Annotated in this window: 8 protein-coding genes; 1 reads left to right on the top strand and 7 read right to left on the bottom strand. The window is 46.8% G+C overall.

The annotated features are described in order from the left end of the window. Window positions 1-61 precede the first annotated feature (61 nt). Window positions 62-6250, top strand: coding sequence for a hypothetical protein (locus tag DOM22_RS05740; RefSeq protein ID WP_142699454.1), 6189 nt, complete (start codon window positions 62-64; stop codon window positions 6248-6250). A gap of 42 nt (window positions 6251-6292) precedes the next feature. Here DOM22_RS05740 and DOM22_RS05735 read toward each other — a convergent pair whose 3' ends face one another. The 7 genes from DOM22_RS05735 to DOM22_RS05705 are packed head-to-tail and all read right to left on the bottom strand — an operon-like array spanning window position 6293 to window position 13872. Further along, a complete protein-coding gene (locus tag DOM22_RS05735; RefSeq protein WP_142699453.1) occupies window positions 6293-8290 on the bottom strand; it encodes a BatD family protein in 1998 nt (665 codons plus the stop codon). Then, complete coding sequence (locus tag DOM22_RS05730; protein ID WP_142699452.1) at window positions 8274-9041, bottom strand: tetratricopeptide repeat protein; 768 nt, start codon at window positions 9039-9041, stop codon at window positions 8274-8276. Before DOM22_RS05730 ends, DOM22_RS05735 begins: the two co-directional genes overlap by 17 nt. Beyond that, window positions 9038-10102 carry a VWA domain-containing protein gene (locus DOM22_RS05725; protein WP_142699451.1) on the bottom strand — a complete coding sequence of 355 codons (1065 nt, stop codon included), beginning with the start codon at window positions 10100-10102 and terminating at the stop codon, window positions 9038-9040. Before DOM22_RS05725 ends, DOM22_RS05730 begins: the two co-directional genes overlap by 4 nt. After that, window positions 10102-11112 carry a VWA domain-containing protein gene (locus DOM22_RS05720; protein ID WP_142699450.1) on the bottom strand — a complete coding sequence of 337 codons (1011 nt, stop codon included), beginning with the start codon at window positions 11110-11112 and terminating at the stop codon, window positions 10102-10104. The genes DOM22_RS05725 and DOM22_RS05720 overlap by 1 nt, the downstream gene beginning before the upstream one ends. After that, entirely contained in the window at window positions 11109-12011 is a 903-nt protein-coding gene (locus DOM22_RS05715) for a hypothetical protein (protein WP_142699449.1), read from the bottom strand. The genes DOM22_RS05720 and DOM22_RS05715 overlap by 4 nt, the downstream gene beginning before the upstream one ends. Beyond that, window positions 12011-12880 carry a DUF58 domain-containing protein gene (locus DOM22_RS05710; RefSeq protein WP_142699448.1) on the bottom strand — a complete coding sequence of 290 codons (870 nt, stop codon included), beginning with the start codon at window positions 12878-12880 and terminating at the stop codon, window positions 12011-12013. The genes DOM22_RS05715 and DOM22_RS05710 overlap by 1 nt, the downstream gene beginning before the upstream one ends. Beyond that, entirely contained in the window at window positions 12880-13872 is a 993-nt protein-coding gene (locus DOM22_RS05705) for a MoxR family ATPase (RefSeq protein WP_142699447.1), read from the bottom strand. The genes DOM22_RS05710 and DOM22_RS05705 overlap by 1 nt, the downstream gene beginning before the upstream one ends. Window positions 13873-14011 lie beyond the last annotated feature (139 nt).

Below are 14011 nucleotides of genomic sequence, written 5' to 3'. Positions count from 1 at the left end.
GTTTCAATAACTTACCTCATGAATTCATTAAAGGATTTTGGGAAACTCCGATAAGTACTTCATGGAACACTCTTGGACGTCTTTGAAGTCACTGTTTCTGGCTATAAGATACAGCATCCTGCCGCTTCTGCTGGTGGGATGCTCTATCGAAATGTCTTTGGAAGAACTTTCCAGTAGCGTTGGAACCTCATTGGTGTGGGATCAAAACGCCCTACAAAAGTCTGGGGACCTTCAGGCTAAATGGGAAGCGCCTAAAAACGAAAAAATCGTTCAGCAAGAACTTCTCTATTATAAAGGTGCGAACTGCGAAGACCCTATCTTGCCCACTATTCAATTAGGTGCAGATGCGGCTAATAACACGGCTTCGTTCACTAAAGATGAAGGTGAGCAGTATACATTTCGCGTTTTCTCAATGGACGTCACTGGCAAAGTGAAAGAATCTGACTGCTCTGTTCCGGTGACTTATCAAGATTCGTTTGCGGTTGCGACTTCTGCAGTTGGTGGAAAAATCAATGAAGCCAATGTCGCCACGGCTCCTTTTTATGGTCGTTGTGGGCAAGGTGCGACCATTCAGGTTTCCGCTCCTTCCGTTGCGAACATCACAACATTCACTTGTTCTTCTTCTGGTAACTGGTCCCGCGCCATCGATTTAAGTGCGATGGCGGGAGTTTATGCCGGAGACATTACTTTCACCGTAACTCCACAAGGTGGCGGCACTCCTAAATCATATACGGTCACGGTTGATAAAGACTCTGTACCTCCGACTATTGATATCCCTTCGATTACTGCGATCAATGCGGCTAACCAAGCGGCCTATACGGTTTCTGGTACGTGTTCTGAAAACGGCGAAACTGTGAATATCGCAATTGGGACTATTAATACGACTGCGACTTGTTCGACTGGTACTTTTTCAAAAACTTTGGACGTGACCAGCCTTACCGGAAATACGATTTCGGTTTCAGCAACTCATAAAGACACTTACGACAATACTCGCTCTAAATTCGTGATCACATCTCGTTATGTTTCCGTTCCTACGATCACTTCTGTCGCGCTGAATGCGGGTGCGGCGATCACGAATTCCCTGTCTGCGACTTTGAATATGAACGTCACGGGCGCGACTCAGATGTACATCACAAATACTCCAGGCTGTGCGTCTGGTGGAGCTTGGGAAACTTACGCTTCTTCAAAATCTTGGACGTTACCTTCCGCGAATTCAACAAACACCGTTTACGTTAAATTTAAAGAAAGCCATGACAACGAAACAGCCTGTGTGAGTGATGACATCATTCATGACAACTCAAATCCGACGATTTCAATTACTTCTCCAGTTGCAAGTTCTTACGTGAACGGTGCGAACGTTACCGCATTTACGATCAGTGGTTCCTGTTCTGAAAATGGCCGCTCTATCACAATTACCGGCCCAAGCAGCTTTACGTCGACCACAACTTGCTCGGGTACTACTTTCAGTGCGATTCTTGATTTAACATCATTGGCTCAAGGCAGCTTCCAGCTGGGTGCTTCTATTAATGATGCTGCAGGAAATACAGGATCTGCGACTTCGCCTTCTTATACCAAAGACACTGTTGTTCCAACAGGTTCCGTATCAATCGATGGTGGAGCAGCAAGTACAACAAGTCTCACTGCTACTCTGACTTTATCTTCATCAGACACTGGCGGTCAGATGTATGTCACAAACACTTCTGGTTGTGCGAGTGGCGGTTCCTGGGAAACTTTCGCAGCTTCAAAGTCTTGGAGTTTAGCGACAGCAGATGCGACGAATACCGTTTATTCTAAATTTAAAGATGCTGCGGGCAACGAATCTAGTTGTTATTCAGATACCATCGTTCACACTTCAACAACCCCTACCGTGACGATAGCCTCCCCGGCCTCAGGTTCCTATATTAATATCGCAAATTCGACAGCATTCACCATCTCTGGTGCATGTTCTGAAAACGGTCAAGCTGTGAATATCACTGTTACAGGACTCACCGTGACTGCGCCAACTTGTACTGCCGGTGCCTGGACGAAAACGATTGACGTCTCATCTTTGGCAGATGCTTCGATTTCATTTACAGTAAATCACAGCAGTTCTGGCGGTACCGCTGCGCCGGCGGCGTCACAAAGCTATACCAAAGACACCGTGGCTCCAATCGTTACAACTTTCATCATTAAAAATGATGATGCGTATACGAATCAACTGGGCAACGTCCTTACGATAGCAGCAGCCACTTCTACCGAGATGTACATCACTAACAATGCACTTTGCTTGACGGGTGGTACTTGGGAAACCTATGCAACGTCACAAGCTTGGTGGCTAGCAACTGCAGATGCCTACAACACGGTTTATTTTAAAACTCGTGACATCGCGGGAAATGAATCAAGCTGTGTGTCAGACTCTATCACTCATGATGGTTCCGTTGCCAATGTTGCCTGGGTTTCTCCGGCATCGATGGCATATATTAATATCGCCAATAAATCCGCATTTGATGTTTCGGGGACTTGTTCTATCGATGGCCGACCTGTCTCTGTAGCAGTATATAATGGTGCGACTTACCAAAACATTACCAACACACCAACTTGTACTTCAGGCGCATGGAGCACGACGTTTGACCTCTCTGCCAAATCCGACGCAACATACACACTGCGAGCGACACATACCTCTTTAGGCGGTAGTACGGTCACGCAAAATCGTTCTTTCGTTAAAGACACTGTGGCGCCAGGGGCCGCAACACTGACGGGTTCTCCGACTGGTACAAATACGACGTCAACTTTGAATATCACCGTCTCTGGAACAGGATTGACTCAATACAAATACTTTATCGTACCTCCAAGCAGCTCTGAAGTTTGTACGAACATGGCTGCTTACACAGGTTCTGCAATTGCTTTGGCGACTAAAATCACAGATACACTAACTGAAAATGGCGCATACAAGGTTTGCGTACTGGGTAGCGAAGCTTCAGGGAATGATTCAACGTCATCAACTTCCGCAAGCTGGACTCGTGATACAACAGGCCCGATCCCACAATCTATTACATCCTCGACAGCGGATGGCACCTACGGTTTAAATTCGATCATAAGTATCGAGGTAACATTTAATGAACCAGTCAGTGTCACAGGTACGCCTCGTATTTTAATGGAGACGGGCGGAACTACTCGTTACGCAACATTGTGGTCCGGAAATGGAACGAGTACTCTGACTTTCAGATATACTGTTGCGACCGGAGATTCTTCTGCTGATTTGGACTATGCTTCTGCCGCGGTCATTTCCCTCAATGGCGGAACTATGAAAGACACCCTGGGGAATAACGCCACCCTGACGTTACCTGCAGCGGGTTCAGCGAACTCCCTTGCTGGTCAAAAAAGCATCGTCGTGAATGCACCCTACCCGGTCGCGGTTCTAAGTGGATATCCTACGGGAACTTATACAGGCAGTAGCATTAACGTGACCGTCAGCGGAACAGGACTCGTACAGTACAAATATAATGTTATCTCATCGGGCACTTGCGCTACGACCAGCTATACTTCGGCAATTAGCATCGCGACTGCAATTTCCACTACAGTCTTCTTACATCCGAATGGCCCGGTCACTTTATGCGTGATAGGTTCTGATGCATCGGGAACTTGGCAACCAGTCACCTCTGCTACAAGTGTCACTTGGATCAAAGACGCGATTAACTCCATATCAATCACATCTCCACGCATGAACAGAGTAATGGAAGGCTCAGGCGCTCAGACCGTTACCATCACCATGAACGCTACAAAAACTTACGACGTCGTTGTTAATTACCGTGCTTATGGCGACGCAAGCTATCCTTCGCAGCATGATCTAGTAAATGGTTCTGTGACGATTCCAGCTGGCTCAACAAGTGCAAATGTCACAATCAATTTCCCAGACAATGCGACAACAACGGGTGAAAAGGTTCTTAATTTTGGTCTTTCGCACACAGACAACCCATCGATGGCATATATGACGTCGATTAATACCGCGCAGTTTTACATTGCCGATGATGAAAAAAACCTGACGGTGACGAAAGCTTCCATCGGCAGAAAACACAATTGTGCGATCATGAGCGACAACTCACTACGTTGCTGGGGTCACAATACCTATGGGCAAATTGGTGATGCATCGACCACGTTCCGCTCTGAAGCTGTTATCATCAGCTCCGGCACATCATTTAAAGATGTCGCCGTAGGAAATGAACATACTTGTGCGATTGCTTCTAATGGAGACCTTTATTGCTGGGGTCGCAATGCCAACGGACAAGTTGGTAACAATGGTGCTGGTGTTGATAAGAACTCTCCTCAGCTGATTGATTCAGGTGTCGCTTATAAAGCAATTAGCTCTGGTGAAAATCACAGCTGCGGTATTACGACTGCCAATAAAATCCGCTGCTGGGGACAAGGTATGTACGGAGCTCTTGGTCAGGGTGGTACCGGTAATTTAAATGTTCCGACTGAGATCGACGCAGCAGTTGATTATAAATTCGTGTCAGTGGGAGCAAAATCATCTTGCGCAATCACTTCCGCCAATAAGCTTCGTTGTTGGGGTCACAATGCTGTTAATCAGCTTGGTGACGGTACGACGACAAATGCGACATCTCCAATTGACGTCGACGCAACCTATGACTTCGCAACAGTTGCTATTGGCTCTGGTCATGCCTGCGGAGTCACAACAACGGGTTTAATGAGATGTTGGGGTTATAACGGTACAGGCGCTATCGGCGATGGCACGACAACCGCACGCACGACACCAGTGTCTGTGAATGCGTCTGCGACCTACACTGCTGTGTCTGTAAATGACGATCTTAACGTTGCCGGCGGCAGAACAACAACATGTGCTCTCCTTTCTTCAGGAGCAGCTCAGTGTTGGGGCAGTAACGCCAATGCCCTCCTTGCGAATGGTACGCTTACACAAAGTACAAGCCCGGTAAATGTGGATGCAGGTACAACTTATTCTAGCATCGCGGTGACGGGTTCACGGGCGTGCGGCATCACTTCGGGCTCGGCTGGTGGAGCATTAAAATGTTGGGGTAACTTTACTTATGACTCAACGAAATCTTTGAACCTGTGGGGAGCTGGTTATGCTCCTCACATGGGTAGCTGGAATAAATGGTATACCAATCTAGAACTTCCTCAGTGGGATATCTATACTCCAGCGAACAATTCCGTTTTTGATAACGCCTCCCAAGCGTGCGGCTTGAAATCAGGAAAATTATTCTGTTGGGGTGCGGCCGCAGTCTTTGGGGATGGATCAAGAACAGCGGTCCGTCGTTATGCCCCAGTCGCTATCGACCCGTCCACGACCTATACTGCTATTGCTTCTCATCATGATGCCGACAACTGTGCGATTGATAACGCTGGCAATCTGCTTTGCTGGGGTAAAAATGACTACGGTGAGCTGGGTGCTGCCGTGGCGGTGGGAAGTACGGCCTATGTTCCAACGAACGTTGATCCAGGCACGACGTACAAAGCCGTGTCCGTGAACTATGCAACAATCTGTGCTATTACCACTGCCAACGAATTACGTTGCGCTGGCAGAAATCAAGGTGGACAAGCTGGTGACGGAACATCGAACCCTATAACTGCATTTACCACTATTGACTCTGGCGTAACTTATGCGGAAATTGCCCGCGGTTATTTCCATACTTGTGGTCGCACGATGGCAGGCACAATCAAGTGTTGGGGTGCCAACGGGTTTGGTTCTGTCGGTAACGGCGGCACAACATCCGAGTTAACTCCATTCACTATTGACTCGGGTGCAATCTATAAAAAACTTATTGTGGGGGCATACGCCAGTTGCGGGATCACAGCTACAGACACAGTGAAGTGTTGGGGTGACTCAATGAGTGGTACTGGAGCTAGCTATGCCTACTCCCCAACCGTGATTGACGGTGGCGCGACCTATACTGCGGTATCTATGGGTTATTCCAATGCCTGCGGTATCAAGACAGATGGCACGATGAAATGCTGGGGATATTCTGATGTTTCAAATTTGACGGGCGTAGGTGAAGCAAACTCTCACGGAGTATTCAATGTACCAATCCAAGTTGCAGGTGGAGCTACATTCTCTAAAGTCCAAGTTAACTATTCAAGTATCTGCGCAACGACGACCGGCGGAACGATGATGTGTAGTGGTGCAAGTGTGGGTGGAGAGTGGGGTTACACCGATGCTGGGTTAGACACGGTCATCACGACTAACAATGTGCAGTACTTCTTGCCGTCATTCATTAACAGAGCTTTAAACTTCTAAAAATAAAAAAGGGACCAGTGATGGTCCCTTTTTTTTATTCAGCTATTTCTCTTCTTTCGAGGAAATCAATTCGCTGATGACCTTCTTAGCCCGCTCGATGTTTTGTTTCACCGTGGCTTTTTCTTTTAGGCTTCCGAGCATCTCATCCGGAGCGAAGGACAGAGTTTGGAAAACTTCAAAAGTCTTCGTGATCTCATCCCCATGATCACGTCGTAAGCTTGGGGGGATTTGGGTCATCAGGTCTTCGATTTTTTGCGAAGCTCCGGACTCCCCTGCCACTTGTCCCATCACCATATAAAAGATGTTCGTCATTTCAGCACCGACCGTGCGGTAGTCATCTTTGCCTACCGCTTGATCGACAACTTTATAACGTTTGGCCACCTGTTCTTTCAAAGTTCTACGTCTGCGGCCCCAGCCGAATTCACGTTGGCTCTTAACCAATAAAGCCGTGATGATCCCCGCGTAAATCACAATCCATAACCAGGGACGAGCCATCACTGCTGCTTGCGCTGATGGTTGCCACGCCATGATCACGTCAGGCAGTTTATTTTCCACAACCTTCGCAGCTGCCGGTTGTTGAGCGCCGGAAATTCTTTGTGAAGAGCCCACCGGAGCATTTGGGTTATTTACGATTTTCAAAGTGATCGGTTCAGTTTTCTTCGTGTAGTACTTGCCTGATTTAGGATCAAACATGCTGACACTTAATCCCGGAAAAACCATGTCGCCTTCTTGGCGCGGGATTAAAAGCATCTCAAATTCTTTGTAGCTGCGACCGTTTTTAAAGAACTTGGAATCTGATTTTGTGTCGTACTGCTCAAGTCCCGTCGGCAAAGTCATGGCTGGCAAATCGATCAGCTTCGCATTCCCTGCGCCTTCAAAACGGACTTTAAGGCTTAAGGGTTGATTCACCGGGAAACTTTGACCTTCAATCGTCGCATGCACGTCGAACTGACCAACAGCACCCGAGAAATCAGAAGGACGTCCATCCACTGGCAGTGGTTTTACTTTGATAGGAATGCTGGCTGAGCTTTTTGTGTATTCATAGGGTTTACTCATCATCCCCAATTGACTCAAAGTACGAACACGGGATTTGATTTTATATGAATCAATAGTGGCGGTCCCCGCTTTGATCGGGAAAAGGGCATGGGAAGCAAGCAAAGCCTTTTTCCAAGGGATGCCGCCGACATTTTGTTCATAGAACTGAATAGACGGAACTTCCTCGATGATCTCTTTCCAAAAGCCACGAAGATCTGGGAACTTCAAGCGGTCCAAAGTTTCCATCTGGCCACGAGTATAAATGTACCAGTTCACCGTGACTTGTTCGCCCTCGTACACTTCCGTTTTATCTACTTCGACACCAATAAAAAAAGCATCATTGGGATTTGTCGGCAGACTGCGAAAAGCCGGATTATCAATCGCGCTGGAGGCCCCCATGCCGAACTGTTCGTCTGGCATTCCTGCACCTTGTTGTTGTCTGATCTGCTGTTGCAGACGCTGACGCTGTTGCAAAAGCTGATTAAACATTTCTTCTTCGGCGCGGTCCATCGCTTCAAAGGGATCTTCATTCATGCCGGGGAATTGCGGGGCTTGAGGACGTTGAGGCATTTGACGTGGGTTCGGAGCACCACCGCCTGTGCCGACTTTAATCACGATCGGCTGAGTTCTAAAAACTTTCCCGCCCACCACAACTTCAAATGAAGAAATACTTAAAGTCCCCTGACGCTTTGGAGCCAGGCTATAGCTGTATTCTTTGCGGCGCTGGGTTTCAAACTGCATGCCGCCCGGACCGGGAACAAGTTTTTGCGCAACAGCTGTTGAACTCCAGGTATTTAATAGTTCAAAACCATCAAGCTCTGGAACGCGGGGTTCCTGCATATCCACGTCTTCACTGGAAACTGCGGAAACTGTCACTGTAAAGGTATCACCCAAACGCATTTCATTACGGTCAACGGTTGCATTAACCGTCGTCCCTGCAGCCATAGCCATGACTGCATTTAAAATAAAAGTCAGAAAGATTAGAAATCTACCAATCTTTGTCACGAGGCTGCTCCTTCGTTTCTTTACGATTATAGTCAGCACGGATTTTTCCTTCCTGCTGCTTAATCTCTCCCAGGATTTTCTTTACATCGCCTTCGGAAAGTTCTTTTCCGGCAAAGGGACGAGGCTTGTACTTGGCAGAGTTTTGATACTGCTGCTTTTCTTTTTGGTCCTTGCCGTCTTTTCCGTCCTGGTCTTTTTGGTCTTTGTTTTGATCTTTATCGCCCTTTTGATCCTGCTGCTGCTGCTGTTGTTGGTCTTTACCCTGCTGCTGCTGATCTTTTTTATCTTTATTATCGCCCTGACCGCCGCCACCTTGCTGCGTCTGGATTAATAACTCGATATTGGTTTTCACTTCTTTGCTGGAAGGGACGATTTCCAGCGCTTTTTGATAAAGCTCTAAGGCTTCATCCACTTTTTTAGCTTTTCCTAAAAGTTGGGCCTCATTAAATCGTGCAACGAAAAGCATATCCGCATCTTTCGTTGCTTCCGCCAAGCGGCCAGCTTCGGCATAAGACTGCTGAGCTTTTTCGGCCTGCTGCAAACCTTCAAACGAAAGACCCAAGTTACTATGCACGCGAGACAGATAAGGATTGAATCTTAAAGCCTCGATATACTTTTCATTCGCACCTTGAAAGTTCTGTTTTTCCAAAAGGGCATTCCCCTCGCGGTTCACCTTCAAAGTTCTAAGATCCAGTTGATCTCCACAACCCGTCAGCATCAGTAAAATAGAACAAAGAATCAGCTTTCTCATTCGGCAGGCACCTCAAAGCGACCCTTCCAGAACCGGAAGCCTTTACGTCTTTCGCCGACATAGAGCTCAAACATCGCAAGCAAAATTCCAATTAACAGCAGGATTTGAAAGCGCTCTTCGTACTGAGTCGCCATCGTCGTATCGAATTGCGTTTTCTCAAGATTGTTGATGTCTTCAACCAGGTGCTTAACCTGATCACCACCAACTGTTGCTGTATAGAAGCTGCCTTTACCGGCTTCAGCCAAGGCACGTAAAGCATCACCTTTAACCGTCGTGATCACCGTTTGCCCACCACGATCTTTTTTATAGCCTTTTAGAAAGCCCATGCCATCACGCACTGGGATCGCGCCACCTTTTTCAGTTCCATAAGCGACTGTGAAAATACGTGTGCCATCTTCAGCTAATTTTTTTGCAGCTTCCAAAGCCCCCGGTTCGTGGTCCTCACCGTCAGAGGCGATAATGATCACGCGTGTGACTTTGACGGTATCATCCGTTGAAACACCGCCACGCTCGAAGGCATCTTTCGCGTTAGACAGAGCTTCCTGAAAACTTGTCCCTTGGCTTGAAACTGAATTCGTATCCAAGGCATCGATGTACATTTTCACGGCACCTGGGTCATTTGTCAGAGGTGACAACAAGGCCGCGGATCCGGCAAAGGCCATTACACCAATTTTATTTCCCGGCATCAGATCAACCAAACGGCTTAATTCCGTTTTTGCCTGAGTCAGACGGTTGGGTTTGACGTCCTCAGACATCATACTTTCAGAGACGTCGACGGCAAAGATGATCTCAACACCTTCGCTTTTCACTTCCTGTTTACTTTGACCAAATTGCGGTCGAGCCAATGCCAGAACAAAAAAGAAAACCGCAACCACCTGAAACACAGTTTTAATTCTGCGTTTCTTTTGGGACACGGAACTGGAAAGGAATGGGTACAGGCGGGAACCAATAGCCTTTTCCATCGCTTTTTTGGCTCTGCGATCAAAGAAATAACCAATGATGATGATCGCCGGTATCAACCACAAATAGTTAAAAGCTGCCATGTTTTCAAATCTAAACATTACGGCACCCTCCTTAACCATGTACGACCCAAGAGCAAGCCCACCAAATAAAGAATGATACCGGCCAAAAGATATGGCGGGTATTTCTCAGTGTAGTTCGTAAACTTATTCACATCGATTTTCGTTTTTTCCAACGAGTCGATGTCTTTAAAAACACCTTTCAAAGAGTCTTCCTTGGAAGCACGGTAGTACTTACCACCGGTTTGACTTGCCATCCGACCCAACAGATCTTCGTTCACCGTGGAATCAAAGGGCTGATAGGTTTTAATTTTTTGACCAAAGATATCCCGGGTATAAATTGGAATACGTGTCGGACCATCTTTACCGATACCGATTGAGTAAATCTTGATTCCATAACCCTTCGCGATCTCAAGACCCGTTTCCGGATCGATTGTGCCTGAGTTATTCTCCCCGTCGGTCATAAAGATCACGACGCGGCTTTTTGCCTGGGAATCTTTCAAGCGGCCTGCGGCATTCGCCAATGCCACACCCAACGCCGTTCCGTCTTTGATACGGGCACTAGCCGCGGTCGTGATTTCATCGACGCGGGAAAGAATCAATTGGTAATCCAAAGTTGGCGGCACCAACGTGAATGATTCCCCTGCAAAGATCACCAGACCAATTCTGTCAGAACTACGGCCATTGATAAATTGTTTGATTGTTTCTTTCGCGGCTTCCAAACGATTCAAAGGCTTCATATCTTCGATCAACATGGAATCGGAGATATCCAGAGCAATCACGATATCGATGCCTTCAACGTTCTTTTTGATTTTCGTATTCATTTCCTGCGGTCTTGCCAAAGCAAAGATCGCAAGGGCAATTCCCAGGGCTTTTAAAATCAAAGGAATATTTAACAGTCGCGTACGAATACTTGGAGTCACGGATTTTAAAACTTGCACAGAACCAAACTGCAAAGTGGGAGTTTTAGTTTTCTTTCTCAATAAAACCCAAACGACGATCGCAATCAGGGGTAGCAAAAGCCAGAAAGCTACGGGAGAGTGTATTGTCATGACAATCTCTCCATTTCTTCAACCAGCAAACGCGTACGCTTAGAAAGATTTAAAACATCCGAGCCACTTAATTTGCTTTTATCTTCAACCGCATGCAAAAACTCTTTCACCAGCTTTTCAAGCTCGCTGCCTGTTTCTTGATAAACTTTCGGATGATACTTTTTAAGATCTTTCAAAATTAAACGCGGGCCCCACTCCAGCGCCGGGATTCTGTAGCGACGAGTGATATACAGCTTTAACATGTGGCGTGTTTCATCCAGCGCCAACGGAATATCCTCGGATTTTGGAGTGCCCCCAAAAAAGACCGTGTTTTCACGCTGCATGCGACGGAATTTTTGATGAAATTCCGCCAAAGGTGAAAGAGCTGAATCATGTTCTTTTAAACGCTCGATAATTTTGCGACGCTGCAAAGAACGGAAAATCTTTGTCACGACGAACAAAGCGATAATCCCGATAAAAGCGGCAAGAATTCCCCAATACATCATTGGCACTTGAATGCTCATCGGACCAATCGGACCAAAGGGTTCTTGTTTCGGAGCTTGCTCGCCAGGTTGACTTGGTGGTTTTGGCGGCGGCAACACACTGACGAGCTGATATTGCACGGGTCCCAAATCTAAAGTCGTTGTGCCATCTGTGATTTGCAGATTATCAAACTTTACCCCACCCGCAGTATAAGAAGTGATTTTAATATCAGCTTCGGTGGGAGTACGGAATTCAAAACCCCGTAAAGCAATAGTATACTTTTGTTCCGGCTGCAAAACCAACTGAAGCTTATCTTGCTGCAAAGTTTTCGGAAATTCCCCCTCACAGACCAGCAAGAACTCACGGCCAACCGTCAGCTCCCCGTCTTTGAGTCCATCGACTTTTGGAATTTCAACTTTACACTGAATCGCAGCCATTATTTTCTCTTCTTAAAAAACGCTACCAAAGGATCCACAAAATCTTCGCTGGATTTTACATCCACGCGATCCACTTGGGCTTTACGCAATAACTTATCCCGAGTTTCTTTTCGGGCCTGAACAGCTTGCTCGTATTCTTTTCTAAAGCTTGCAGACGATGTATCGACGGTTAATACTTCACCCGTTTCGGCATCCTGCACTTCAATTACGCCCATACTTGGCAAAGAGTATTCCGCAGCATCGTTCACAACACACGCCACCACATCGTGCTTTCTTCCCAGCAAGCGCAAGCTTTGATCAAAGCCCTCGTCCTGGAAGTCACTGAATACGAAAATAGTCGCACGCTTTTTCAAAGCCCCTTGAAGGAAGCTAAAGCCATTAGAAAGTTTGGTGTTGTGACTTTTTGGTTTGTAGTAATAAAGATCACGCAGCAAACGTTGAACGTGGCCACGGCCTTTTTTCGGCGGAACGAAATGTTCTACCTGATCGCTGAAAAGCAACAAACCAATTTGGTCGTTATTCTTAACTGCCGAAAACGCAAGCAAGGCTGCCATGTGAGTCATCACTTCGCCCTTGAAATAAGGACCCGTTCCGAAATCACTGGAACCGCTGACATCGACCGCGATGATCAACGTCAGTTCACGTTCTTCTTCGAAAGTTTTGATAAAAGTTTTTCCTGTGCGTGCCGTCAGCGGCCAGGAGATCGAACGAACATCGTCACCAGGAACATACTCACGGAAGTCCGCGAAAGTCATACCCTGACCTTTAAAGGCCGTATGGTACTCGCCTGCAAAAAGGTTGTTCACAAGTTTTCTTGTGTTCAACTCTAGCAGTTTAACTTTCTTTAAGACCTCTGGAGGCAATCCCACTATGGAACCTCAACCTGGCTTAGGATTTCTTTGATCACGTCATCAGACTTGATGTTTTCTGCCTCTGCTTCGTAAGTCAGAATCAAACGATGTCTCATCACATGGTAAGCAATCGCTTTTACGTCTTCCGCTGTTACGTAACCGCGACCACGAAGGAACGCATGAGCTTTCGCCGCACGGAACAAGCAGATCGTCGCACGCGGTGAACCACCCACGTTGATAAGATTTGCGATACGGCTTAGACCATATTCCGCTGGCTTTCTGGAAGCCATCACGATCTCGACGATATAGTTTTTGATTTTATTATCTACGTAAATTTGGTCAGCACGTTCCGAAGCACGCAACAGGTCTTCTTTAGAAATCACCGGATTCACGACCGGTTTTTCATTCGTACCCATGCGGTTTAGGATCTCAAGCTCTTCGCCTTTGTGTGGGTAAACCACGTTGATCTTAAACATGAAACGGTCCATTTGGGCTTCTGGAAGTGGATAAGTACCTTCCTGCTCCAATGGATTTTGGGTCGCCAGAACCAAGAATGGATTTGCAAGTTTGTACGATTCGTCACCGATCGTGACTTGTTTTTCTGCCATCGCCTCAAGCAACGCTGATTGCACTTTTGCCGGAGCACGATTGATTTCATCGGCCAAAACGATATTCGTAAAGATTGGGCCTTTACGTGGAGCAAACTCGCCTGATTTGGGATTAAAGATCATGGTACCGATCAAATCCGTTGGCAAAAGATCGGGAGTGAATTGTATGCGTTGGAAATCCAATGAAATGGATTTACAAACTGTGGAAATCGTCAGTGTCTTTGCCAGACCGGGAACACCTTCAAGCAAGATGTGACCGCCCGTCAAAAGACCCATCATGATCCCTTCGACCATTTCCTTTTGACCGACTACAACTTTGTTGATCTCTGTCATCATCTTATCGATGAATTGACTTTCTTGTTTGATCGCGGCGTTTAACGCCATGATATCAACTTCGCTCACCCATTCCTCCTCGGGAAATATCCTTACTATTTCACTCTGTTAGCTTTCCTCCGGCAAGCCTTAACCGAGGCGCTCCAGACCTAAATTTCTCGGGGCGTCGGGCCTAGGAAAACTTGCAATTGTTATGTCACAGTCCTAG

Origin of the sequence: Bdellovibrio sp. ZAP7, from assembly GCF_006874645.1 — a bacterium.
In the GTDB taxonomy this organism is placed as follows: Bacteria; Bdellovibrionota; Bdellovibrionia; order Bdellovibrionales; family Bdellovibrionaceae; genus Bdellovibrio.
The sequence above is the reverse complement of the archived record's forward strand: the minus strand, read 5'-3'. Positions and strand labels throughout refer to the sequence as shown.

Excerpts from the sequence above, each read along its gene's own strand:
- DOM22_RS05715 (WP_142699449.1), bottom strand. The coding sequence starts at position 12,011 with ATGGCTGCGATTCAGTGTAAAGTTGAAATTCCAAAAGTCGATGGACTC.
- DOM22_RS05720 (WP_142699450.1), bottom strand. The coding sequence starts at position 11,112 with ATGACAATACACTCTCCCGTAGCTTTCTGGCTTTTGCTACCCCTGATT.
- DOM22_RS05730 (WP_142699452.1), bottom strand. The coding sequence starts at position 9,041 with ATGAGAAAGCTGATTCTTTGTTCTATTTTACTGATGCTGACGGGTTGT.
- DOM22_RS05725 (WP_142699451.1), bottom strand. The coding sequence starts at position 10,102 with ATGTTTAGATTTGAAAACATGGCAGCTTTTAACTATTTGTGGTTGATA.
- DOM22_RS05740 (WP_142699454.1), top strand. The coding sequence starts at position 62 with ATGGAACACTCTTGGACGTCTTTGAAGTCACTGTTTCTGGCTATAAGA.